Source organism: Pseudomonas sp. Marseille-Q1929, assembly GCF_017316265.1.
In the GTDB taxonomy this organism is placed as follows: Bacteria; Pseudomonadota; Gammaproteobacteria; order Pseudomonadales; family Pseudomonadaceae; genus Aquipseudomonas.
This window is the reverse complement of record NZ_JAFLWU010000004.1, coordinates 99,820-122,604: the sequence shown is the minus strand read 5'-3', so window position 1 is coordinate 122,604 and position 22,785 is coordinate 99,820. Positions and strand designations below refer to the sequence as shown.

The window sequence follows — 22,785 nt, the reverse complement described above, 5'->3', positions numbered from 1 at the left end:
TCGTCGAATCCCCAGGACAGCCGCTATGCTATCAATGATTTCATTGATAGCATGAGGACAGTCCCATGGCCAGCCTTACCATTCGTAATCTAGATGACAGCATCAAGGAACTCTTGCGCATCGAAGCCGCCCACAACGGGCACTCCATGGAAGAAGAAGCTCGTCTGATTTTGCGCAAGTCCTTGGTAACCGTCGGCAAGAGCCAAGGGCTGGGTAGCAGAATTCATGCGCGTTTTGCACAAGCAGGCGGCCTGGATCTGGACTTGCCCGAGCGCAATGCCCTCGTGAGGACGGTGGAGTTCGATGAATGATCGTTCTCGATACCAATGTCCTGTCTGAATTGATGCGAGCTACGCCCGCAGAAGCAGTGCTTCACTGGATTGACAACCAAGCCGCTGAAGCGCTGTTCATCACCGCAATTACGATGGCGGAAATTCTTCACGGCATCGAGCGCTTGCCTGACGGGAAACGCAAGCACAGTCTACAAACTCACGCGTTGGCGATGTTCGAAGACGACTTTGCTGAGCGCATCCTGCCATTCGATGCAGACGCGGCACTGCATTACTCGAAGCTGGTGACCACTCGCGAGAAATCCGGAAAACCCGTTGGATTGGCTGACGCACAGATAGCCGCAATCTGTCGTGCGCGACAAACAAAGCTGGCAACAAGAAACGTAAAAGATTTTGAAGGCACCGGGGTGAATATCATTAACCCGTGGGCCGCCTGATGAAGATCAAAATGTGGGAGCTGGCTTGCCTGCGATGACGGTGTATCAGCCAAAACTTCATCGACTGACACTCCGCATTCGCGAGCAAGCCCGCTCCCACATTGACCGCGTACTGCCTGCCGGTTACTCAGCGGTGGATGGTTTTTCCCACAGGTTGATTCCGCCCTCCTGGGCAAACCGGTCGATCTCCGCCAACTCTTCAGCGCTGAAGCTCAAGTTCTTCAACGCGCCGACGTTCTCGATGATCTGCTCCGGCCGACTGGCACCGATCAGTGCACTGGTCACCCGTGGATCACGCAGTGTCCACGCCAGCGCCAACTGCGCCAAACTCTGGCCACGACGCTGGGCGATTTCGTTCAGTGCACGCACGTGGGCGATGTTCGCTTCGGACAAGTGCTTGGCCTGCAACGAGCCGCCACCCGGACGATTCACCCGCGCATCCGCCGGTACGCCGTTGAGGTACTTGTCGGTCAGCAGCCCCTGGGCCAATGGCGTGAACGCAATCACCCCGGCGCCGAGTTCTTCGGTGGTGTCCAGCAGGTCTTTTTCCACCCAACGGTTGAGCAGGTTGTAGGCCGGCTGATGGATCAGCAGCGGCACTTTCCACTCTTTGAGCAAGGCGGCGATTTCGCGGGTTTTCACCCCGGAGTAGGACGAGATACCGATGTACAACGCCTTGCCCTGTTGCACGGCGGTGGCGAGGGCGCTGGCGGTTTCTTCCAGGGGGGTGTCGGCGTCAAAACGGTGGGAGTAGAAGATGTCCACGTAGTCGACGCCCAGGCGTTGCAGGCTCTGGTCCAGGCTCGCGAGGATGTATTTGCGCGAGCCGCCGCCCTGGCCGTAAGGGCCGGGCCACATGTCCCAGCCGGCCTTGCTGGAGATGATCAGCTCATCGCGGTAATGCTTGAAATCTTCGCGCAGCAAACGGCCGAAATTGATCTCGGCGCTGCCGTACGGCGGGCCGTAGTTGTTGGCCAGGTCGAAGTGGTTGATACCCAGGTCGAACGCGGTGCGCAGCAGGGCGCGCTGGGTGTCGATCGGGGTGCTGTCGCCAAAGTTGTGCCACAGGCCGAGGGACAGTGCAGGCAGCACCAATCCACTGCGGCCTACGCGGCGATACGGGATAGATTCATAGCGGTTTTCGGCAGCAATGTACGTCATCGAATCCTCTCTGGGCTTAGGGCAAATAAGGCCTGGGAATAACCTTATTCCCAGGCCTTTTAACCAGCTGAATCGCTTAAGTCTGCCCTTCCGTTTTACAGCAATTGCCTACCAGAGTGGAACGACGTAGCTGACATAAAAGCGGTTTTCATCCTGCACGGTGGCACCGGTAATGTCCGGGCTGGCGTGGGCATTTTTCCAGGTCACGCCGAGGCCCTTGAGGGTGCCGGTGGGCACTTGATACGCCACGGCCACGTTGCGCTCCCATTCGCTGGTGGTGCCTTGTGCGGTGCGGATGTCATCGCCGTGGGCATAGGCCGCCGAGAACGTCAGGCCAGGTACGCCGAGTTTGCCCAAGTCATATTTGTACTGCGCCAGCCAGGTGCGTTCGCCGGCGTGCTGGAATTTGTTCAACTGCATGTTGGTCAGTGCCGGCGTGTCGGCGCCTGAGCCAGGGCCTTGGCGGTTATTGCCGCTGTTCAGGCCGGAGTCGAGGTAGGGGAAGTCGCTTTCGCCGCTGTTTTTCTGGATGCCCAGGCCGACGGTGTGGCCGTCCAGGCTGTAGCTCTCCAGCAGGCTGGCGGTGGTCTGGTTGATACGCCCCTTGTTCACGCCGTCGCCGTAAAGGCCACTGGCGGCGTAGTCTTTTTCACCGTCGGCGTTACCGCCCACACCCAGGCTGCGGAACACGCGCACGTCGGTGTCCAGTGCGCCCACCGACAACGCGTCATGGCGCTTGGCGCCCACGAAGAACTGCTGGTAGTAATCCTCAAGGTTGGAGTACCAAAGGCTCACCGTGGTGTTCTGGATGCCGGTGTAGTCGGCGCCGCCGAACAGGAAGCGATCACTTTCCTTGGTCCCGCCGGCAGTGATCATGCCCTGGTCGCCGGTTTCGTTGCGGATCTTGGTCTTGAAGATATCGCCACCGGTGAAGGTGAAATCACTGAGGTCCTTGGACACCAGTTGCACACCGGTATTGGTCTGCTGGTACAGGCGCCCATCAGTGTTGGCCAGCACCGGGTTGTTGCCATACAGCGTGCCCACGCGCAGCTCATCCTTGGCGAAGCGCATCTTGAACGTCGGGCTGAGCACGCCGAACTGGTCGGCGGATTTGCCGTTGTCCAGCGGGAACATGCTGCCGGGGTAGCGGCTCTGGTGATCCTTGTCGTTGAGGTCGCCACCGGAATCCAGTTTCAACCCGTAGAACGCCTGCAAGTCGAGGCCAAAGCCCACCGGCCCTTCGGTGTAGCCGGACTTGAAGTTGAACTCGAAACCCTGGCCCCAATCACGAATGCTGTGGGCCTTGGCGTTGCTGTTCACCACATCGCGCCCTTGCTGGTTGAGATAGCGATTGAGCAGGGTCACATCGGCGTGGCTGTCATCGATAAAATCGGCATGGGCGGACAGCATAAAGCTCGCCATGGCGGCACCCACCATGGGGCTTAATAACGTCTTCATTGGTACCGGTCTCCGTCACTGTTCTGAAATGAAAGCGTCAAACGCTTCACACAATTAGGCGGTGGACAGATGACAGTTGCGCGTCAAAACCGGCGTGCGACGGATGAAATTAAATTCATGAAAGCCCTGTAGATCAGGGCTTTGCGAGGTTTTTGCGGGAGGGTTCCCCCTCCCACAAAATGCAGACTTCACACACCAGCTATCAGCGCACCAAATGCAGGAACTGCAAGTGCCGCTCGTACTGATCAAGGATGTCGTTGATGATCTGCTCCTTGGTGTAACCCACCAAGTCATAGTCCTGGCTACCCTCGGCCAAGTGCACTTCCGCCCGGTAGTAGCGGCGGTTGTTGAGCTCCTTGGAACCCATGCCGCCCCGCGCAAACGACGGCGTGAAGTAGCCGCGCATCTGCACCTGGTAGATGAACGGATGTTCCTCGCCATGGCCGATTTCCAGGCTGACACTGTCGTTGGACGGGTCGGGCTGCGTCGTCACATTCAGGCCTTTCTCGACAAACACCGCCGTCACTTCTTCAATCGCCGGGCGCACCGTCGATTCAAGGAAGCGATACACCTCATCCCGCGACGGGAAGTGCACGGCCTGGCTCAAGCGCTGGCGCCAACCGCCACGGCCCCTGCGCGAGGCCGACACCGGTGCCAGCGAATGCAGTTGCGCGATCTGCTTCTGGGATTCGAGGTAGAACGCCTTGTGCAGCCCCCACATCATCAACAGCAGGATCAGCGAGAACGGCAACGAGGTCAGCACCACTGCGGACTTCAGCGAATCGATGCTGCCGGCAAACAGCAGCGCACTGGTGACCAACCCGGTCATCACGCCCCAGAACACCCGCAGCCATTTCGGCCCGTCTTCATCGGCGTTGCCACCCTTGGACGACAGCGTGGACAGCACCACGGTGCCGGAGTCGGCCGAGGTGACGAAGAACACAAAGCTGATAAACACCGTGACCGCAATCACAGTCTTGCTCCACGGGTAGGTTTCCAGCAGCAGGTAGAGGCTCATCGACGGGTTGTCGATGGCCGACTGGCCAAGCGCGGCCATGCCGTGGTTAAGCACCTGGTCGATGGCGCTGTTGCCGAAAATCGACATCCACGCCAGGGTGAAACCCAGCGGGATCAGCAGCACGCCAAACACGAATTCACGGATGGTACGGCCACGGGAAATACGCGCGATAAACAGGCCCACGAACGGCGACCATGCGATCCACCAGGCCCAGTAGAACACCGTCCAACCGCCCAGCCAGTCGCTGGGTTTGTCGTAGGCGTACACGTCGAAACTCTTGGTCGGCAAGGCGCCCAGGTAGTCGCCTAGGTTCTGGATCAGGGTGTTGAGCAAATGCTGGGTGGGCCCGGCGAACAACACAAACAGCAGCAGCGCGCAGGCCAGCAGCATGTTGATGTCGGACATTACCCGCACGCCCTTATCGACACCGGCCACCGCGACAATAATCGCCGCGCCCATCATCAGGGTGATCAGGCCGACCTGGATCCACTGCGTGTGGGCAATGCCAAACAAGTAGTCCAACCCGGAGTTGAGGTGCAACACCCCAAAGCCCATGTCCGCGCCCAGGCCGAACACCGTGGCGATGATGCCGAAGCCATCCACCGCGTAACCGATGGGGCCGTTGATGCGCTTGCCGATCAGCGGGTACAGCGCCGAACGCAACGCCAGCGGCAGGTTATGCCGGTAGGCGAAATACGCCAGGGCCATGCCGACAAACGCGAACACGCCCCAGCCGTGCAGGCCCCAGTGCAAGAACAGGATCTGCATGGCCTGGCGCGCAGCGTCGGCGTTCATCGGCGCGCCTTGGGGCGGTTGCACCAGGTGCGTCAGCGGCTCGGATACGCAGAAGAAAAACAGCGTGATGCTGATCCCGGCGGCGAACAGCATGCCGGCCCAGGACAGGTAACTGAATTCGGGCTCGTCGTGGTCGGCACCGAGTTTTATCTTGCCGTAGCCCGATAACGCGGTGACCACCACGAAGACCAGATACAGGGTCATCGCCAGCATGTAGTACCAGCCGACCGTATTGGCCGCCCAGTTTTGCGCGGCCAGCAGCCAGGCACCGGCCTGTTGTGGGATCGCGATGACAATCAAGCCGAACAGCAGGATGAACGTGGCGGCGAAGTAGAAAACCGGCGCATTCATGCGCACCAGGCCGCTGGGTGGGGTGGACGATGCACTCATGAACGATGCACCCCGAGGGTGAGGGATGTGGCTGTAAAAAACGGACTCAGCAAAGGTAAGCCTCCTGTTGTGAGCGGGCAGCGAACCACCGGGTTTAACTTGAACGAGCATTCAAGTTAAACATGGATAGGCAGTTTTGGACTAATCCCAGGGCCGAGCGGTAGGCAATTCCTACACTAGCTCAAGGATGGGTATGACGGACGGGGATGGCAAATCGTTCAGCGACTTGGGGGTGAAATACACAAAACATGTGGGAGCTGCCTTGCCTGCGATAGCGGTCAATCAGCTAGCACTATGCTGACTGATCCACCGCTATCGCAGGCAAGCCAGCTCCCACATTGAGTCTGTGTTCGACTTACTTTTGCGTACCATCATCATGTTGCAGATTGGCCTGGGTGATATTCGCCCCGCTCGGTACGCTGCGGGTCAGCCACACGTTGCCGCCGATGGTCGAGCCCTGGCCGATGGTGATGCGCCCCAAAATCGTCGCCCCGGCGTAGATCACCACGTCATCCTCGACAATCGGGTGGCGTGGGTGGCCTTTTTGCAATTGCCCATCTTCATCGGCCGGGAAGCGTTTGGCGCCCAGCGTTACGGCCTGGTAGATACGCACGCGCTCGCCGATGATCGCGGTTTCGCCGATCACCACGCCGGTCCCATGGTCGATAAAAAAGCTCGGGCCGATCTGCGCGCCGGGGTGGATATCGATCCCCGTCGCCGAATGGGCGATTTCCGCACTGATGCGCGCCAACAGCGGCAACCCGGCGCGGTACAGGTGATGCGCCAGACGATGGTGAATCACCGCGAGGATGCCGGGGTAGCACAGCAGCACTTCGTCCACGCTGCGCGCGGCCGGGTCACCGTGGTAGGCGGCCAGCACGTCGGTGTCCAGCAGGCTGCGCAGGGACGGCAAGGCCAGGGCAAAATCCTGGATCAGGCGGATGGCATGGGCGTCCACGCTACCGTCATCTTGGCCGCTCTGGCGGGCGGCGTAGCGCAGTTCCAGGCGGGCCTGGGCCAGCAGGGCATTGAGCGCGACATCGAGCGTATGGCCGACGTAGAAGTCTTCACTTTCCTCACGCAAATCCACCGGCCCCAGGCGCATGGGGAACAGCGCACCGCACAGCGACTCAAGGATCTGCGCCACCGCCTCGCGCGATGGCAACTCGCGCCCGCCATGTTCGCCGCTCAGGCGGCCATTGCGCGTTCGCCACTGGTCCCGGGCGCCGCGCAACTGGCTGACGATGGTCTGTAACTGCCAATGACTGGAACGCTCACTCACGGTATTCACTCCTGACGAAATGGCCATCACTTTACGGTATGCAGGCGGGCCGCCCTTAAGAACCAATGGTGCGATGCTAAGAACCATCAGGCATAAGCAGATTGGCGGTTGCCCGATGAAAAGTGCCTGCCTATAGTCGCCCCATCACTTAGCCACCGTGCGCAGCCATGATCAAACAACAGCTGGACCGCTTTAACCGCCTGGAACTGCTGGGCGGCGCCACTGCCCTGGAAAAACTCGAACGGCTGTCGGCCTGGCTGGGCCGGGACATCTACGTCAAGCGCGACGACACCACGCCCCTGGCCATGGGCGGCAACAAGCTGCGCAAGCTCGAATACCTCGCCGCCGATGCCATCGCCCAAGGCGCCGACACCCTGGTGACGGCCGGCGCGATCCAGTCCAACCACGTGCGCCAAACTGCCGCGCTGGCGGCCAAGCTCGGCCTGGGTTGCGTCGCCCTGCTGGAAAACCCCACCGGCACCGACGACCCCAACTACCTGGGCAACGGCAACCGCCTGCTGCTGGAGTTGTTCGACGCCAAGGTCGAACTGGTCGAAAACCTCGACAACGCCGACGAGCAACTCCACGCCCTCGCCGAGCGCCTGCGCAGCAACGGCAAAAAGCCGTATCTGGTGCCCATCGGCGGCTCCAACGCCCTCGGCGCCCTCGGTTACGTGCGTGCCGGCCTGGAGCTGGCCGCGCAGATCGAAGACAGCGGAATCGAGTTCGCCGCCGTGGTCCTGGCCTCCGGCAGCGCCGGCACCCACAGCGGCCTGGCGCTGGCGTTGAGCGAAGTGCTGCCGGATTTACCGGTGATTGGCGTCACCGTCTCGCGCACCGACGAAGCCCAGCGCCCGAAAGTCGAAGGCCTGGCCGAACGCACCGCCGAGCTGCTCGGTGTGGCAATTCCCGAGGCATTCAAGGTGACCCTCTGGGACGAGTACTTCGCCCCACGCTATGGCGAGCCGAATGCCGGGACACTGGCGGCGATCAAGCTGGTGGCAAGCCAGGAAGGCCTGCTGCTGGACCCGGTCTACACTGGCAAGGCCATGGCCGGGTTGCTGGACGGCATCGGCCGCCAGCGGTTTGAGGATGGGCCGATCATTTTCCTGCATACCGGTGGGGCGCCGGCGCTATTTGCCTATAACGCCGCATTTAGCTGAAGGAACAGGGATCAACATGTGGGAGCTGGCTTGCCTGCGATAGCGGTGGGTCAGCTTGCTCATCTGTAACTGATAGACCGCCATCGCAGGCAAGCCAGCTCCCACATTAGATCGCCGCATATTTCCAAATAGAATATCAAATTATATTTATATTATTTTCAAGTCTTAAAAACCGGCTTTATCATCGCGCCGTAGGCGAAGACGCGCTACGCGCTTTAAGGCAGGATACGACTACTGCGTCACCTGCTTCGCTCAACATAAAAACACAGGGGCTCTTCATGACTATTTCCGTATTCCGTCGCACGCTGCTGGTAGGCACTTTGGGCCTGGCACTCGGCGCTGGCCTGATCGGCCAAGCCGTTGCCGGCGAGCAGTTGGACAACATCAAAAAAGCCGGCGAAATCAAGATCGGCCTGGAAGGCACCTACCCGCCGTTCAGCTTTGTCGATGAAAGCGGCAAGCTCAGCGGCTTCGAAGTGGAACTGTCCGAAGCCCTGGCCAAGGAGCTGGGCGTGAAGGTCAAGCTGCAAGCCACGCCATGGGACGGCATCCTCGCCGCCCTGGAGTCCAAGCGCCTGGACGCGGTGGTCAACCAAGTGACCATCTCCGAAGAGCGCAAGAAGAAGTACGACTTCTCCAAGCCGTACACCGTCTCCGGCATTCAAGCGCTGACCCTGGCGAAAAACGTCGACACCATCAAGACCGCCGACGACCTGGCCGGCAAGAAAGTCGGTGTGGGCCTGGGCACCAACTACGAACAATGGCTCAAGGACAATCAGCCTAAAGCCATCATCAAGACCTACAACGATGACCCAACCAAGTTCCAGGACCTGCGCATCGGCCGCACCGACGCGATCCTGATCGACCGTCTGGCCGCCCTCGAATACGCGAAGAAAGCCACCGACACTGCCGCTGCCGGCGCTGCGTTCTCGCGCCAGGAAGCCGGTGTTGCCCTGCGCAAAGGCGAGCCTGAACTGCTCGACGCCGTGAACAAGGCCCTCGACAAGCTGCGCGCCGACGGCACCTTGAAGAAGCTGTCCGAGAAGTACTTCGCCGCTGACGTCACTCAATAATGGAAGCAGGTTTCCAACTCGCGCTGGACTCCGCGCCCTTTCTGCTCAAGGGCGCGTATTACACGGTGATTCTCAGCCTCGGCGGGATGTTCTTCGGTTTGCTGCTGGGCTTCGGCCTGGCCTTGATGCGCTTGTCGCGCTTCAAGCTGTTGAGCTGGACCGCCCGAGTCTATGTGTCGTTCTTTCGCGGCACGCCCTTGCTGGTGCAGCTGTTTTTGATCTACTACGGCTTGCCGCAAGTGGGCATCGAGCTGGATCCGATCCCGGCGGCCATGATCGGCTTTTCGCTGAACATGGCCGCTTACGCCTGTGAAATCCTGCGCGCCGCCATCGCCTCCATCGAGCGCGGTCAGTGGGAAGCCGCGGCCAGTATCGGCATGACCCGCGCGCAGACCCTGCGCCGGGCCATCCTGCCGCAGGCCATGCGCACCGCATTGCCGCCACTGGGCAACAGCTTTATTTCGCTGGTCAAGGACACGGCGCTGGCCGCCACCATCCAGGTGCCCGAGCTGTTCCGCCAGGCGCAATTGGTCTCGGCACGCACCTTTGAAATCTTCACCATGTACCTGTCCGCCGCCCTGATCTACTGGATTCTGGCGAGCATCCTGGCGCATTTGCAAAATCGTCTGGAAGACCGGGTCAACCGGCATGACCTGGAGTCTTGACCCATGATCGTGGTTGAACAACTGACCAAACAATTCAAGGGCCAGGTGGTGCTCAACGGCATCGACCTGGAGGTCAAGGAAGGCGAAGTCATCGCCATCATCGGCCCCAGCGGCTCCGGCAAGACCACCTTTCTGCGCTGCCTGAATTTCCTCGAACAACCCACCAGCGGCCGGATCAAGGTGGGTGACATCGAGATCGACACCAGCAAGCCGATCAACCAGCAACAAGGCCTGGTAAGGCGCTTGCGCCAGCACGTGGGTTTTGTGTTCCAGAACTTCAACCTGTTCCCCCACCGCACCGCGCTAGAAAACGTCATCGAAGGCCCGATCGTGGTCAAGAAGATACCCCGCGACGCAGCTGTTGCCCTCGGGCGCAAGCTGCTGGAGCGGGTCGGTTTGGCGGGCAAGGAGGACTCATACCCGCGACGCCTCTCGGGTGGCCAGCAACAGCGCGTGGCGATTGCCCGGGCGCTGGCCATGGAGCCGGAAGTGATCCTGTTCGACGAACCCACCTCGGCGCTCGACCCGGAACTGGTCGGCGAAGTGCTGGCGACCATCCGCAGCCTGGCCGAAGAAAACCGCACCATGGTCATCGTCACGCACGAGATGAGCTTTGCGCGGGATGTGGCCAACCGGGTGATCTTCTTCGACAAGGGGGTGATCGTCGAGCAAGGCGAAGCCAAGGCGTTGTTCGCCAACCCCAAGGAAGAACGCACCAAACAGTTCCTGAGCAAATTCCTCGCGCACTGAGTGCCATGGACTTGTGTGAACTGGCTTTTGTGGGAGCTGGCTTGCCTGCGATGCAAACACCTCGGTGTTACAGGTAGACCGAGGTGATGCCATCGCAGGCAAGCCAGCTCCCACATCAACTGCGTTCCTACAGGGAATGCTCATTCCAGCCTATAAAACATCCCGCCATCCCCACCCGAAAATCCCCGCGCCAGTCGGACACTTCTGAATCTCCCCCAACCCGCCGTTTAGCCCTTTGCCGCCATTGACGCCTCTTGGCCAACCCTCTTATCTAGCGCCCTGAGGATTGGATCCTATCCCGGCTATTCACTGAATCGTTCTTTTCAGCCCCTGCCCGCACCCCGCGCAAAAGGCCGGAACGATTGCTGCTGGCTGCATCAAGGAGATTACTTATGACGCACACCCTGCTCACCGCGCCGACCCTGCCACAGGCCCTTCGGAACGGCATCAACGCCCTGGCTGCCGCGCAGCTGCAGGTCGATATCGCGCCCTATCCCGACATGGACGAAGGCGACCTGATCGAGCTGTTCTGGAACAACTGCTTTGCCGCCTCACGCCGGGTGACCGCCTGCAAGGTCGGCACGCCCACACACCTGCGGGTGCCGGAAAGCTTTGTGCAGGATGGCCCGGCCCAGGTTCATTACCAGGTCATGCAAGTCGGCCACGCCGCCGCCCGCTCGGCCGTGACGCAGGTGCGGGTGAAGACCAACTACCCGGGCGGCCAGCCCTCGCCGCTGTATTGCGACGAAAACCTGAACCTCGCCCCCGCCAGCCTGCCCGAGACCATTCGCCGCTACGGCGTCAATGCCAACCAGGTACGGCGCGGCGTTCCCCTGACCATCGAGCCCTACCTGAACATGACCAGCGGCGACGCCATCACCCTGCGCTGGGGCGATGTGCGCCTGGACCTGCCGAAGATCCGGGCCAAGGATATCGGCCTGCCTGTGCGGGTGTGGGTGCCTTCGGCGGTGATTGTCGAAGCCGGCGACGACAGCCGCCTGGACGTCACGTACTGCATCCTCGATCACGTCGGCAACAATTCGCGCTGGGCGCCGGCACGCACGTTGCGCATCGCCGCCGGGACGCCGACCCGCCCGGCCGGGACGGCGCTGATCTATCAGCCGCGCCCCCTGGGCTCGCCTTGCGAACCTGGGTGACAGACCTTCTATGCTTATTCCAAAAATCACGTTTATTTAAATATTTAACACGCTTAGGGTATATGCACCGGACCACCGGACATCTTTGATTTTTCTGTTTTCATTTCATTGAATGCGAGGTCGGTATGGTCAGAATTACCCCGGTGCACAACGCCAGGGCATTGCGTGCAGCCAAGGAGCGGCGCTGATGTCTAACTTGGCTCAAACACCCCCCCAGAGTGATCGGGACGTCGCCCCCCTGCTGTTGCCAGCCACCGTGCTGCGCAACGATGCAGAGGCGCTGGACGCGGCCCATGCGCTGGCCCAGGCGGCACGCCTGCAAGCCGCCCAGCGCGATCAGCAACGCAAGCTGCCATGGGCGCAGCTGGAACAGTTCACCCGCAGTGGCCTGGGCAGTATTTCCATTCCTCGTGAATACGGCGGCCCGCAGGTGTCTTTCGTGACCCTGGCCGACGTATTCGCCATCATCAGCGCAGCCGACCCGGCCCTCGGCCAGATCCCGCAAAACCATTTCGGCATCCTGCACCTGGTGCAGGGCGCGGCCACCGAGCGCCAGAAAAAACAGCTGTTCCAGAGCGTCCTCGACGGCTGGCGCATCGGCAATGGCGGCCCGGAACGCGGCACCAGGAACACCCTGGAACTCAAGGCGCGCATCACCGCCAAGGGCGACGGCTATGTGATCAGCGGCCAGAAGTTCTACTCCACCGGCGCGCTGTTCGCCCACTGGGTGGCAGTCAAGGCGCTCAACGACGACGGCAAGCAGGTCATGGCATTTGTGCGCCGTGGCACCGAAGGGCTGCGCATCGTTGACGATTGGTCGGGCTTCGGCCAACGCACCACCGCCAGCGGCACGGTATTGCTGGATCAAGTACCGGTGGACGCCGAGTTGGTAGTGGAAAACTGGCGCATCGGCGAAACCCCGAACATCCAGGGCGCCGTCTCGCAACTGATCCAGGCCGCCATCGACGCCGGCATCGCCCGCGGCGCCCTCGACGACACCATCGCCTTCGTGCGTGAACGTTCGCGCCCGTGGATCGACGCCAAGGTCGAACGCGCCAGCGATGACCTGTATGTGATCGCCGACATCGGCAAGCTGAAGATCGAACTGCACGCCGCCGAAGCGCTGTTGCGCAAGGCTGGCCACGTGCTGGACCAGGTCAGCGCCGCGCCGATCACCGCGCAGTCCGCCGCCCGTGCCTCGATTGCCGTGGCCGAAGCGAAAGTGCTGACCACCGAAGTGTCGCTGCTGGTCAGCGAAAAGCTCTTCGAATTGGCCGGCAGCCGCGCCACCCTCGCCGAGTTCAACCTCGACCGCCACTGGCGCAACGCCCGCGTGCACACCCTGCACGACCCGGTGCGCTGGAAGTATCACGCCATCGGCGCCTATCGACTGAACGGCACGTTGCCGGCTCGTCACTCCTGGATTTAACCGACCAGAACACTTCCTCTACAAGCTTCTGGAGCACATATGACTTTCTCTGCAAACGTCGCGGTTATCACCAGCGACGAACAAGCCCTTGTTGTCGCCAGCGACCTGGCCGAAGACTTCCGCCGCGACAGCGCCCAGCGCGACCGCGAACGCCGTCTGCCCTTGCCCGAACTGGACGTGTTTTCACGCTCCGGCTTGTGGGGTATCAGCGTGCCGAAAGAATACGGCGGCGCGGGCGTGTCCAACGTCACCCTGGCCAAGGTCATCGCGCTGATCGCCCAGGCGGATGCGTCTTTGGGCCAGATCCCGCAAAACCATTTCTACGCCCTCGAAGTGCTGCGCATAAACGGCACGCCAGCGCAGCAACAACGCCTGTACGCCGAGGTATTGGCCGGCCAGCGGTTCGGCAATGCCCTGGCCGAACTGGGCACCAAGACCGCCCACGACCGCGTCACCTCGATCACCCGCGACGGCGACGGTTTTCGCATCAGCGGCCGCAAGTTCTATTCCACCGGCGCGATCTACGCCCAACGCATCCCCACTTCGGTGGTGGATGAACACGGCGTGCAGCAACTGGCCTTTGTCCCGCGTGACAGCGACGGCCTGACAGTGATCGACGACTGGAGCGGCTTCGGCCAGCGCACCACCGGCAGCGGTTCGGTGGTGTTCGACAACGTGTGGGTCGCCGCCGCCGACGTGATCCCGTTCCAGAGCGCTTTCGAACGCCCGACCACCGTCGGCCCGCTGGCGCAGATCCTGCACGCCGCCATCGACACCGGCATCGCCCGCGCTGCGTTTGAGGATGCGCTGCATTTTGTGCGCACCAAGACCCGCCCGTGGATCGATTCCGGCAACGACAAGGCCAGCGAAGACCCGTTGACCCTGAAAAGCTTCGGCCACCTGAGCATCCGCCTGCACGCCAGCGAAGCTTTGCTTGAGCGCGCCGGCGAGTTCCTCGACCGCGCCCAGGCCGACAGCAACGCCGAGACCGTGGCGGCCGCCTCGATTGCAGTGGCCGAAGTGCGTGCCTTGAGCACCGAGATTTCCCTCGCCGCCGGCAGCACCCTGTTCGAACTGTCCGGCAGCCAGGCGACCCTGGCCGAGCACGGCCTCGACCGCCACTGGCGCAACGCCCGCGTGCACACCCTGCACGACCCGGTGCGCTGGAAGTACCACGCGGTGGGCAATTACTACCTCAACGATGCAAACCCGCCACTGCGGGGGACCATCTAAATGGCCAAGAAAAAAATCCTGCTCAATGCCTTCAACATGAACTGCATCGGGCACATCAACCACGGTATGTGGACCCACCCACGGGACACCTCGACCCAGTACAAGACCATCGAGTACTGGACCGAATTGGCGCAGATCCTGGAGCGCGGGCTGTTCGACGGGCTGTTCATCGCCGATATCGTCGGCGTGTACGACGTCTATCAAAATTCCATCGACGTGCCGCTCACAGAGTCGATCCAGCTGCCGGTGAATGACCCGTTGCTGTTGGTCTCGGCGATGGCGGCGGTGACGAAAAACCTCGGCTTCGGCCTCACCGCCAACCTCACCTACGAGCCGCCGTATCTGTTCGCGCGGCGCATATCCACGCTGGACCACCTGAGCCGTGGCCGTGTGGGTTGGAACATCGTCACCGGCTACCTCGACAGCGCCGCCAAGGCCATGGGCCTCACCGAACAGGTCGAGCATGACCGCCGCTACGACCAGGCCGACGAGTACCTGGAGGTGCTCTACAAACTCTGGGAAGGCAGCTGGGAAGACGACGCCGTGGCCAACGACCCGCAGGCGCGGGTGTATGCCCAACCGGGCAAGGTGCACAAGGTCGAGCACCACGGCGAGTTCTATCAGGTGGAGGGTTATCACCTGTGCGAGCCGTCGCCGCAGCGAACGCCGGTGCTGTTCCAGGCCGGCAGTTCGGATCGCGGTTTGCTGTTCGCCGGGCGGCACGCCGAGTGCGTGTTTATCAGCGGGCAGAACAAGACCGCGACCAAGATCCAGGTGGACAAGGTGCGCGCCAGCGCCGTCGAAGCTGGGCGTAACCCGGACGACATCAAGGTGTTCATGGGCCTCAACGTGATCGTTGGCGCCACCGAAGAGGCGGCCTGGGCCAAGCACGCCGAGTACCTGAGCTATGCCAGCGCGGAAGCCGGTGTGGCGCACTTCTCGGCGTCCACGGCGATTGATTTCTCGCAATACGAACTGGATGAACCGATCCAGTACGTGAAGAGCAACGCGATCCAGTCGGCCACCAAGAACCTGCAAAACAACGACTGGACCCGACGCAAATTGCTGGAGCAGCACGCCCTCGGTGGGCGCTATATCACCCTGGTCGGTTCGCCCGAACAGGTGGCGGATGAGTTGGAGTCGTGGATCAGCGAGACCGGGTTGGATGGGTTCAACCTGACGCGGATCGTCACGCCGGAAAGTTATGTGGATTTCATTGAGTTGGTGGTGCCGGAGTTGCAGAAGCGGGGGTCGTACAAGACCGCTTATGAGACCGGAACACTGAGGGAAAAAGTCTTCCACAACACCGCGCGCCTGCCCGAGCAACACACCGGTTCCAACTACCGACACTGATCAAAAATGTGAACAGAGAATGTGGGAGCTGGCTTGCCTGCGATAGCGGTGTGTCAGTCACCTGATTCATCTACTGACAGACCGCTATCGCAGGCAAGCCAGCTCCCACAGTGGACCTCCATTGTTTGTACCAATACCTTATGACTGGAAAATCATTATGAAAAAAACACTGCTCTCCCACCCAGTCAAAGCACTGGCCCTGGCCCTCGGCCTGTTCAGCTCGGCGGTCTTCGCCAACGACGCACCGCTGAAAGTCGGCACCACCGCCGCCTTCGCCATCCCCCTCGAAGCCGCCGTGGCCGAAGCCGGCAAGCAAGGCCTGAAAGTCGAGCTGGTGGAGTTCACCGACTGGATCGCACCCAACGTCAGCCTGGCCGCTGGCGACATCGACGTGAACTACTTCCAGCACATCCCGTTCCTGGAAAACGCCAAGGCCGCCGCCGGGTTTGACCTGGTGCCCTACGCACCGGGGATCATCAACAACGTCGGCCTGTATTCAAAGAAATTCAAAAGCATCAACGACCTGCCCCAAGGCGCCAGCGTGGCCATCGCCAACGACCCGATCAACAGCGGGCGCGGCCTGCAACTGCTGGCCAAGGCGGGTTTGATCACCCTCAAGCCGGGTGTGGGCTACAAGGCCACCGAAGAAGACATCGTCAGCAACCCGAAGAAGATCAAGATCCTGCAAGTCGAGGCCGTGCAACTGGTGCGCGCCTATGACGACGCCGATCTGGTGCAGGGCTACCCGGCCTATATCCGCCTGTCCAAGACCTTCGATGCCGAGTCGGCGTTGCTGTTCGACGGCCTCGACCACCCGGAATACGTGATCCAGTTCGTCACTCAGCCCAAGGGCACCACCGACCCACGCGTAATCAAGTTCGTCGATATCTACCAGCACTCGCCCGTGGTGCGCGCCGCGTTGGACAAGTCCCTGGGCAAGCTCTACCAAGTCGGCTGGGAAGCTAAAAAATGACCGCCGCCCACTCCCAACTGCGCGACCTGGGCACACCGCCCAGGGACGCCGAGCAGACCGAACTGCACCCGGACCTCAACCGCGCCCATGTGCGTTTCATCAACCTGGGCAAGAGCTACGACGGCAAGGTGCATGCCCTGCAAGGCATCGACCTGGCGATCCAGCGCGGTGAAGTGTTCGGCATCATCGGCCGCAGCGGCGCCGGTAAATCCTCGTTGATCCGCACCATCAACCGCCTGGAACAACCCAGCAGCGGGCGGGTGCTGATCGATCAGGTGGACATCGGCGACTACGACGAAGACCGCCTGGTGGCGCTGCGTCGGCGCATCGGCATGATCTTCCAGCACTTCAATCTGATGTCGGCCAAGACCGTGTGGCAGAACGTCGAGTTGCCGCTGAAAGTGGCCGGCGTGCCCAAGCCGCAACGCGAACAGAAGGTGCGCGAGCTGCTGGAACTGGTGGGCTTGCAGGACAAGCACAAGTCTTACCCGGCGCAGTTGTCCGGCGGGCAGAAACAGCGCGTGGGCATCGCCCGCTCGCTGGTGCACGACCCCGAGATTTTGCTGTGCGACGAGGCCACGTCGGCCCTCGACCCGGAGACCACCCAGTCGATCCTTGGCCTGCTGCGCGAGATCAACAAACGCCTGGGCCTGACCATCGTGCTGATTACCCATGAGATGGCGGTGATCCGCGAGATTTGCGACCGCGTGGTGGTGCTGGAACACGGTCACATCGTCGAGCAAGGCCCGGTGTGGCAGGTGTTTGGCGCCCCCCAGCATGAAGTCAGCAAAACCCTGCTGGCGCCCCTGCAACACGGCTTGCCGGAGGAACTGCAAAGCCGTTTGCAGGCCGTGCCAACATCGGCCGAGGCGGCGGTGGTGCTGCGCTTGCAGTTCACCGGCAGCGACACCGACGAACCTGACCTGGCCGCGCTGTTCAGCGCCCTCGGCGGGCGCGTGCGCTTGCTGCAAGGCGGCGTGGAGCGCATCCAGGGCCATGCCTTGGGGCAATTGCTGCTGGCAGTGAGTGGCTCGTTCCACAGCGCCGATGAGTTGCGCAAGCGCGCTGGCAATTGGGCACAACAGGCGGAGGTGCTGGGCTATGTGGTTTGATCGTTTATTGCAGGGCGCCATCGACACCTTGTTGATGGTCGGTGTGTCGTCGCTGATCGCGCTGCTGGTGGGGATTCCGCTGGCAGTGTTCCTGGTCACCAGCGACAAGGGCGGCATCTACCAGGCCCCGGCGCTGAACCGTGTGCTCGGGGCGTTCGTCAATCTGTTCCGCTCGATTCCGTTCTTGATCCTGATGGTGGCGTTGATCCCGTTCACCCGGCTGATCGTCGGCACCACCTACGGCGTGTGGGCGGCGGTGGTACCGCTGACCATCGCGGCCACGCCGTTCTTTGCGCGGATTGCCGAGGTGAGCTTGCGTGAGGTCGACCATGGCCTGATCGAAGCCGCCCAGGCCATGGGCTGCCGGCGCTGGCACATCATCTGGCACGTGCTGTTGCCGGAAGCGCTGCCGGGGATTGTCGGCGGGTTCACCATCACGTTGGTGACGATGATCAACTCCTCGGCCATGGCCGGTGCGATTGGCGCCGGTGGCTTGGGCGACATTGCCTACCGCTACGGCTATCAGCGCTTTGATACGCAGATCATGCTGACCGTGATCGTGCTGCTGGTGGTGCTGGTGGCGTTCATCCAGCTCGGCGGCGATCGGTTGGCGCGGGTGCTGAACAAGCGCTGAGGTATAGTCGGGGCATCTCCGCACTCGGTATCGCCCGCTATGTCCCTCAAGCCCGACGACCTCGACCAGATCACCTCCACCACCCTCGGCCACTACAACAAAGTGGCCGAGGACTTCCGTGCAGGCACCCGCGACCACGATGTGAGCCAGAACATCGACGCGCTGCTGCGCCACATCCACGGCACTGCACCGTTTACCGTACTGGATTTCGGCTGCGGCCCGGGTCGCGATTTGCAGACCTTCACGCGCATGGGGCATATCGCCGTGGGCCTGGACGGCTCGGAGCGTTTTGCGCAGATGGCGCGGGAAGACAGTGGGTGCGAGGTGTTGCAGCAAGACTTCCTCAAGCTGGACCTGTCGGCTGAACGCTTCGACGGGATCTTTGCCAACGCCGTGCTGTTTCATATCCCCAAGCAGGAATTGCCGCGCGTGCTCAAGCAGCTGCATGGGGCGTTGAAAGCCGGGGGCGTGTTGTTCAGTTCCAATCCTCGCGGGGAAAACCAGGAAGGTTGGAATGGGCCGCGATACGGCTCTTATCACGACCTTGAAGCGTGGCAGGCGTTGTTGGCCGAAGCCGGGTTTGTGGAGCTGGAGCATTACTACCGGCCGGCGGGGTTGCCGCGAGCGCAACAACCCTGGTTGGCCAGCGTCTGGCGCAAGCCGGATCTATCAGCGGGCCAGTGACAGGCCATCCACAAACACTTCGCGGATATCCTTCACCCCTGCGGCAAATACCAGTGCGGCATACGGCTCCTGCCAGGGCGCAAAACTGCGGGGGTCGAGCAACACCATGTCGGCGCGCTTGCCCACCCTGAGGCTGCCCACTTGGGCATCGATGCCCAACACCTCGGCACTGCCCAGGGTATGCAGGCGCAGCACTTCATAGGCCTGCATCGCCGCTGCACGCTGATGCACGGCGCGCACTTGGTACAACCCCATGCGCATGTTTTCAAAAGGATCGGCCCGGTCAGCGCTGGCTTCGCCGTCCACGCCCATGCCGACTTTCATGCCCGCCGCGCGATAAGCCAGTACATCCGCATTACCGGAGCCGAGCCGCCCGTTGGACATGGGGTTCCAGCTCATGCTCACGCCGGCGCGGACCGCGGCGGCAGTCAGCTCGGGCGTGGAGTGGATAAAGTGACCGAAGATCAGGCGCGGCCCGATGATGCCTGCCTGTTCGAGCAACGGATAACGCTCACGCTCTCCCGCTGACTCCACCACTGACTCCAGGTAATGCTGCTGATTGCCCAGTGAGAACTCGCGCATCAAGTCACCCTCAACCTGGGCCTGCCCGGGCGTGGCGCTGATAAACCCTGCATAACCCGCCAGCATGGTGCCCAGGTATCGTCCCGATTCTGGTTGCGCACCGGCCCACGCCAGGAATGCCGCCGTGCGTTCACGGGCCATGGCCGGCGTCCAGCTGTCGTTGATCGTGCGCACATTGAACCCATGCACCACACGCACCCCGGCATCCAGCGCACCGCGCAACTGCTGACGATCCACTTCGCCGCTGCGGTCGGCACCGGTGTAGGTGAAATTGAACACACTGGTGATGCCATTGCGCAGGTGCTGGGTAGCGCCGCGCCGGGTCAGTTGGTAGAGCTGTGCAGCGTCCAGTTTCGGCGCCTCGACCCCATACAGCTGGGCAATCCAGCCTTCGAGATTATCGTTGGCGGCAATACCGTAGAACGCGCTCTGCCACAGGTGGCTGTGCGCCGAGACAAACCCCGGCAACAACCACTGCCCCTGAGCATCAAGCCGACGCTGCACAACGAGCCCATCCGGCGGTTGGCCAGCCGCCAGGCCGCTGATGGCACCGTCCTGGCCCACCAGTAAATACCCCTTCACTGGCTGGGTCTGGCCCGGCTCCAGGGTGAGGATGTAGGCATTTTCGATCAACAGCCGTGGGTCGCCCTTTCGAGGTTCGTGCTGGCACGCAATGACAACCAGCAACCCAAGGGCCAGAAGCGCAGATTTCAGATACATGGAGGCACCCTCCCGTTTTTGACCGGCAAAGGTGGCCTCACTCACTGCAGAGGGGTGCCGGCGCGATACTGCGTTGTGTGGTCGCCTGCCTCGAACGCGGTAATGCTGTATCCCTCGAACGTGACGCCATCGATCTCACGGGACTGCGCAGAGAAGTTGGCGACCAGTCGAGTACCCTCGGCAAACGTGGTCTGTTGCACCTGCCGATCATCCGTCAGCCAGCGAAAGTCAGTCATGACCTGAGTCGCCAGCCGCTGATGCAAGGGGCGGAAGAATTGATCCTGGCGCTGTATCCCCGGCAAACGCTGTTTGAGTGTAGACGCGCTCAAGTGATACAGCGGCGGCACGTTGTAGAGCAACTGCGCCAGCTCATTCTGGACCCGCACATTGCTCAGCTTGAGGCTGTCGAACAGCCAGTGATGGGTGGTGATCACCGAACCATGGAACACCGCCTGATACAGCGGCAAACGCATGCTTGGCTCGAAATGGATCGTGCGAAACGGCTCGTTCAACGGCACCGGCTTGAAGAACACCGCAGGCTGCTCCGGCGGGTACCAGTTGCCCACGTAATACGGTGATTGCTTGTCCTGGGTCATCGCTTTATCCCCCCAGCCAATCACCGGCGTCTGCATGCCGTGGGCGAACAGGATGCCCTGGGCAGTGATTGCATTACCGTCTTCGGAACCGGCCGGCAACTGGCGTGCGGTGTTGAGCCAACGTGACGCATCGATATTGCCTTCGGCATTTTGCGCCTGGCTCATGGGGGCGCCGTCGCGGTAGCTGTCGAAGACCATGCCTGTGGCGTAGGCGTCGAGGAACCAGGCGTTGAAGCCGGCCTTGGCTTGCACCGCCTGTACCCGCGCCTCCAACAAGGGCCGCACACAACGTGGGTCGGTGTAGTGGCCCGATTGCTGGAAGCCGGTTTTCAGCTTGCCGGTTTGCAACACAATCGCGCAGTCACGATAGGCCCGAGTGCCAAGATGGGCGGTGGTCCAGTCGGGGTTTTCGCTGGCGGACAAGGCGGTCTCATAGGAATCGTAGGGCGCCATCAGGAAACCGGCGTCCACTCCGGTGCGAATCGCCTCGGGGTGCCAGAGGCCGCCTTCCCAGCCTTCGCCCAGGGTCACCAGCAAACGTGGCAGACCTGCACGGCTCAACGCTTGAATCGTTTGGTTGCCCCACGTGCCAGGGGTGTCACGCAGCGCTCCGGCAAATGTGCCGGCCAATTCACTGCGCAGCTCGCCATAGCGTGCAGCGAGGCGCGTCATGTCGGGCTCGTCCACCTGCCAGCTCTGCCGGGCTTTTTTGTTGATCGCTGCGTTGAGCCCACGCAGCAACACCGTCTGTTCGTAGCGATTGAGCGGCGTGGCCTGGGCCAAGACGTTTGTCGCTTCCTTGTCCAGCAGACCCTTGAGTTCATGGGTGCGCAGCCGCTTGAGCAGCAGCGGCCAGTCCTGCACATCTTGCGCAGCCAACAGATCATTGCCCCACAGATAAACGTGGCTGGCCCCCAGCAATTTCCCGCCCTCGGGTGTCTGCTGCAACTTATCCACAAGCGGCTCATAACGGCCCTGCTCAACCAGCCACTGGCGATAGCGTTTGGCACCGGCCAAGGGGTCGGCATCGCCCAAATGCAGCAACAGGGTCATGGGCGCGGCGGGATCAAGTGCGGTGAACTCATGGGTCACCGACAACGCCTGGTCCGCCTGCCAATGCAAGTGGTTGTTGTGGGGGTTGGTCAGCAACCAGTTCAAGGTGAAGCGGCCGTGGTCCATGCCCCACAACGGCAGGCTGAGATCCTGGGTGGTGTTGATGTCGCCCTGATCGAGTAGAAAGGCTTTCCACACGGCATTGTCGGCGGGCACGTAATGCCCTTCGGCCAACGGCCAGATCAAGCCCTTGCCAAAGGCGCTGGCGGGTTGTTGAAGGATCGGTAATTCACCCGGTTCGCGCGCGGTGATGGCGAATGTCAGGTCACGTTGCGCAAGGCTTGCCGTCACGCGCAAGGCGCCCCACTGCCAACTGGCTTGCTGGGCGTCCTGCGCGAGCTGGCTGACGGCGCGTGCGGCAACGCCGCTGGAGGCCTGCACTGGCGCCTGGCCGTTGGGCGTAACGCGGATGGCGAGGGTGGCGGGGTCGAGTTCGACGCGCCACAGCGGGTTTTCGAGGACGGTGCTGGCCAGGGCGAGCGGGGAGATGAGGAATGTGCAGAGCAGTAAGAAATGACGATGCCAGTTCATAGCGTTCGACCGGGTGGGGTGGAGGTCGGGAGGGTAGAACACTGCGCTGCCTGACATGGCAGTGATAGATATTTCAGGAGGTTTCCCACAGCCCCTCAGCCCTGTGGAGATCCAACTGTGGGAGCGGGCTTGCCCGCGATTGCGGTGGGTCAGCCACTAAATTGTTGACTGACAGACTGCTATCGC

At 61.7% G+C, this 22,785-nt stretch carries 20 protein-coding genes; 14 read left to right on the top strand and 6 right to left on the bottom strand.

Translation table 11 applies throughout. The features are described from left to right. The first annotated feature begins 65 nt into the window (after nucleotides 1–65). Both J1G37_RS08010 and J1G37_RS08005 read left to right on the top strand, forming a co-directional pair. A complete protein-coding gene (locus tag J1G37_RS08010) occupies nucleotides 66–311 on the top strand; it encodes a plasmid stabilization protein (protein ID WP_207040975.1) in 246 nt (81 codons plus the stop codon). Beyond that, nucleotides 308–727, top strand: coding sequence for a type II toxin-antitoxin system VapC family toxin (locus J1G37_RS08005; RefSeq protein WP_207040973.1), 420 nt, complete (start codon nucleotides 308–310; stop codon nucleotides 725–727). Before J1G37_RS08010 ends, J1G37_RS08005 begins: the two co-directional genes overlap by 4 nt. A 123-nt stretch (nucleotides 728–850) precedes the next feature. Here J1G37_RS08005 and mgrA read toward each other — a convergent pair whose 3' ends face one another. The 4 genes from mgrA to epsC form a co-directional block, all read right to left on the bottom strand. Then, complete coding sequence (gene mgrA, locus J1G37_RS08000; protein WP_017734615.1) at nucleotides 851–1,888, bottom strand: L-glyceraldehyde 3-phosphate reductase; 1,038 nt, start codon at nucleotides 1,886–1,888, stop codon at nucleotides 851–853. Between the two features lie 108 nt (nucleotides 1,889–1,996). Next, a complete protein-coding gene (locus J1G37_RS07995; protein WP_207041090.1) occupies nucleotides 1,997–3,325 on the bottom strand; it encodes an OprD family outer membrane porin in 1,329 nt (442 codons plus the stop codon). 223 nt (nucleotides 3,326–3,548) lie between these two features. Next, on the bottom strand, nucleotides 3,549–5,510 hold the full coding sequence (gene betT / locus J1G37_RS07990) for a choline transporter BetT (RefSeq protein WP_017734617.1): 1,962 nt from the start codon (nucleotides 5,508–5,510) through the stop codon (nucleotides 3,549–3,551). 394 nt (nucleotides 5,511–5,904) lie between these two features. Beyond that, a complete protein-coding gene (gene epsC / locus J1G37_RS07985) occupies nucleotides 5,905–6,831 on the bottom strand; it encodes a serine O-acetyltransferase EpsC (protein WP_207040971.1) in 927 nt (308 codons plus the stop codon). A 167-nt stretch (nucleotides 6,832–6,998) separates the two neighbouring features. Between epsC and J1G37_RS07980 the strand changes: the two genes are divergently transcribed. The 12 genes from J1G37_RS07980 (at nucleotide 6,999) to J1G37_RS07925 (ending at nucleotide 19,057) form a co-directional block, all read left to right on the top strand. After that, a complete protein-coding gene (locus J1G37_RS07980; protein ID WP_207040969.1) occupies nucleotides 6,999–7,994 on the top strand; it encodes a D-cysteine desulfhydrase in 996 nt (331 codons plus the stop codon). 278 nt (nucleotides 7,995–8,272) lie between these two features. Then, entirely contained in the window at nucleotides 8,273–9,067 is a 795-nt protein-coding gene (gene tcyJ, locus J1G37_RS07975) for a cystine ABC transporter substrate-binding protein (RefSeq protein WP_207040967.1), read from the top strand. Continuing rightward, complete coding sequence (gene tcyL / locus J1G37_RS07970; protein WP_003187646.1) at nucleotides 9,067–9,732, top strand: cystine ABC transporter permease; 666 nt, start codon at nucleotides 9,067–9,069, stop codon at nucleotides 9,730–9,732. Before tcyJ ends, tcyL begins: the two co-directional genes overlap by 1 nt. Before the next feature lie 3 nt (nucleotides 9,733–9,735). Then, entirely contained in the window at nucleotides 9,736–10,482 is a 747-nt protein-coding gene (gene tcyN / locus J1G37_RS07965) for an L-cystine ABC transporter ATP-binding protein TcyN (protein ID WP_207040965.1), read from the top strand. Nucleotides 10,483–10,874: 392 nt separating this feature from the next. After that, entirely contained in the window at nucleotides 10,875–11,639 is a 765-nt protein-coding gene (locus J1G37_RS07960) for a hypothetical protein (protein WP_207040964.1), read from the top strand. A gap of 187 nt (nucleotides 11,640–11,826) precedes the next feature. Continuing rightward, the gene (locus J1G37_RS07955; RefSeq protein ID WP_207040961.1) at nucleotides 11,827–13,068 is read left to right on the top strand and encodes an SfnB family sulfur acquisition oxidoreductase; all 1,242 of its coding nucleotides are present in this window, start codon (nucleotides 11,827–11,829) and stop codon (nucleotides 13,066–13,068) included. Nucleotides 13,069–13,107: 39 nt separating this feature from the next. Next, the gene (locus tag J1G37_RS07950) at nucleotides 13,108–14,301 is read left to right on the top strand and encodes an SfnB family sulfur acquisition oxidoreductase (RefSeq protein WP_207040960.1); all 1,194 of its coding nucleotides are present in this window, start codon (nucleotides 13,108–13,110) and stop codon (nucleotides 14,299–14,301) included. Further along, a complete protein-coding gene (locus J1G37_RS07945) occupies nucleotides 14,302–15,654 on the top strand; it encodes an LLM class flavin-dependent oxidoreductase (RefSeq protein ID WP_207040958.1) in 1,353 nt (450 codons plus the stop codon). A 157-nt stretch (nucleotides 15,655–15,811) separates the two neighbouring features. Then, entirely contained in the window at nucleotides 15,812–16,627 is an 816-nt protein-coding gene (locus J1G37_RS07940) for a MetQ/NlpA family ABC transporter substrate-binding protein (RefSeq protein ID WP_207040956.1), read from the top strand. Continuing rightward, nucleotides 16,624–17,739 carry an ATP-binding cassette domain-containing protein gene (locus J1G37_RS07935; RefSeq protein WP_207040954.1) on the top strand — a complete coding sequence of 372 codons (1,116 nt, stop codon included), beginning with the start codon at nucleotides 16,624–16,626 and terminating at the stop codon, nucleotides 17,737–17,739. The genes J1G37_RS07940 and J1G37_RS07935 overlap by 4 nt, the downstream gene beginning before the upstream one ends. Further along, nucleotides 17,729–18,373, top strand: coding sequence for a methionine ABC transporter permease (locus J1G37_RS07930; protein ID WP_017736886.1), 645 nt, complete (start codon nucleotides 17,729–17,731; stop codon nucleotides 18,371–18,373). The genes J1G37_RS07935 and J1G37_RS07930 overlap by 11 nt, the downstream gene beginning before the upstream one ends. 39 nt (nucleotides 18,374–18,412) lie before the next feature. Continuing rightward, on the top strand, nucleotides 18,413–19,057 hold the full coding sequence (locus J1G37_RS07925; RefSeq protein WP_207040952.1) for a class I SAM-dependent methyltransferase: 645 nt from the start codon (nucleotides 18,413–18,415) through the stop codon (nucleotides 19,055–19,057). On the opposite strand, the gene J1G37_RS07920 is transcribed toward J1G37_RS07925, so the two are convergent. Then, the gene (locus tag J1G37_RS07920) at nucleotides 19,043–20,359 is read right to left on the bottom strand and encodes an amidohydrolase family protein (protein ID WP_207040951.1); all 1,317 of its coding nucleotides are present in this window, start codon (nucleotides 20,357–20,359) and stop codon (nucleotides 19,043–19,045) included. The genes J1G37_RS07925 and J1G37_RS07920 overlap by 15 nt on opposite strands. Nucleotides 20,360–20,400: 41 nt before the next feature. Further along, nucleotides 20,401–22,599, bottom strand: coding sequence for a glycoside hydrolase (locus tag J1G37_RS07915; RefSeq protein WP_207040949.1), 2,199 nt, complete (start codon nucleotides 22,597–22,599; stop codon nucleotides 20,401–20,403). Between the last annotated feature and the right edge of the window lie 186 nt (nucleotides 22,600–22,785).

Excerpts from the sequence above, each read along its gene's own strand:
- J1G37_RS08010 (WP_207040975.1), top strand. The coding sequence starts at position 66 with ATGGCCAGCCTTACCATTCGTAATCTAGATGACAGCATCAAGGAACTC.
- J1G37_RS08005 (WP_207040973.1), top strand. The coding sequence starts at position 308 with ATGATCGTTCTCGATACCAATGTCCTGTCTGAATTGATGCGAGCTACG.
- mgrA (WP_017734615.1), bottom strand. The coding sequence starts at position 1,888 with ATGACGTACATTGCTGCCGAAAACCGCTATGAATCTATCCCGTATCGC.
- J1G37_RS07995 (WP_207041090.1), bottom strand. The coding sequence starts at position 3,325 with ATGGTGGGTGCCGCCATGGCGAGCTTTATGCTGTCCGCCCATGCCGAT.
- betT (WP_017734617.1), bottom strand. The coding sequence starts at position 5,510 with ATGAATGCGCCGGTTTTCTACTTCGCCGCCACGTTCATCCTGCTGTTC.
- J1G37_RS07980 (WP_207040969.1), top strand. The coding sequence starts at position 6,999 with ATGATCAAACAACAGCTGGACCGCTTTAACCGCCTGGAACTGCTGGGC.
- tcyJ (WP_207040967.1), top strand. The coding sequence starts at position 8,273 with ATGACTATTTCCGTATTCCGTCGCACGCTGCTGGTAGGCACTTTGGGC.
- tcyL (WP_003187646.1), top strand. The coding sequence starts at position 9,067 with ATGGAAGCAGGTTTCCAACTCGCGCTGGACTCCGCGCCCTTTCTGCTC.
- tcyN (WP_207040965.1), top strand. The coding sequence starts at position 9,736 with ATGATCGTGGTTGAACAACTGACCAAACAATTCAAGGGCCAGGTGGTG.
- J1G37_RS07960 (WP_207040964.1), top strand. The coding sequence starts at position 10,875 with ATGACGCACACCCTGCTCACCGCGCCGACCCTGCCACAGGCCCTTCGG.
- J1G37_RS07955 (WP_207040961.1), top strand. The coding sequence starts at position 11,827 with ATGTCTAACTTGGCTCAAACACCCCCCCAGAGTGATCGGGACGTCGCC.
- J1G37_RS07950 (WP_207040960.1), top strand. The coding sequence starts at position 13,108 with ATGACTTTCTCTGCAAACGTCGCGGTTATCACCAGCGACGAACAAGCC.
- J1G37_RS07945 (WP_207040958.1), top strand. The coding sequence starts at position 14,302 with ATGGCCAAGAAAAAAATCCTGCTCAATGCCTTCAACATGAACTGCATC.
- J1G37_RS07940 (WP_207040956.1), top strand. The coding sequence starts at position 15,812 with ATGAAAAAAACACTGCTCTCCCACCCAGTCAAAGCACTGGCCCTGGCC.
- J1G37_RS07935 (WP_207040954.1), top strand. The coding sequence starts at position 16,624 with ATGACCGCCGCCCACTCCCAACTGCGCGACCTGGGCACACCGCCCAGG.
- J1G37_RS07930 (WP_017736886.1), top strand. The coding sequence starts at position 17,729 with ATGTGGTTTGATCGTTTATTGCAGGGCGCCATCGACACCTTGTTGATG.
- J1G37_RS07925 (WP_207040952.1), top strand. The coding sequence starts at position 18,413 with ATGTCCCTCAAGCCCGACGACCTCGACCAGATCACCTCCACCACCCTC.
- J1G37_RS07920 (WP_207040951.1), bottom strand. The coding sequence starts at position 20,359 with ATGTATCTGAAATCTGCGCTTCTGGCCCTTGGGTTGCTGGTTGTCATT.
- J1G37_RS07915 (WP_207040949.1), bottom strand. The coding sequence starts at position 22,599 with ATGAACTGGCATCGTCATTTCTTACTGCTCTGCACATTCCTCATCTCC.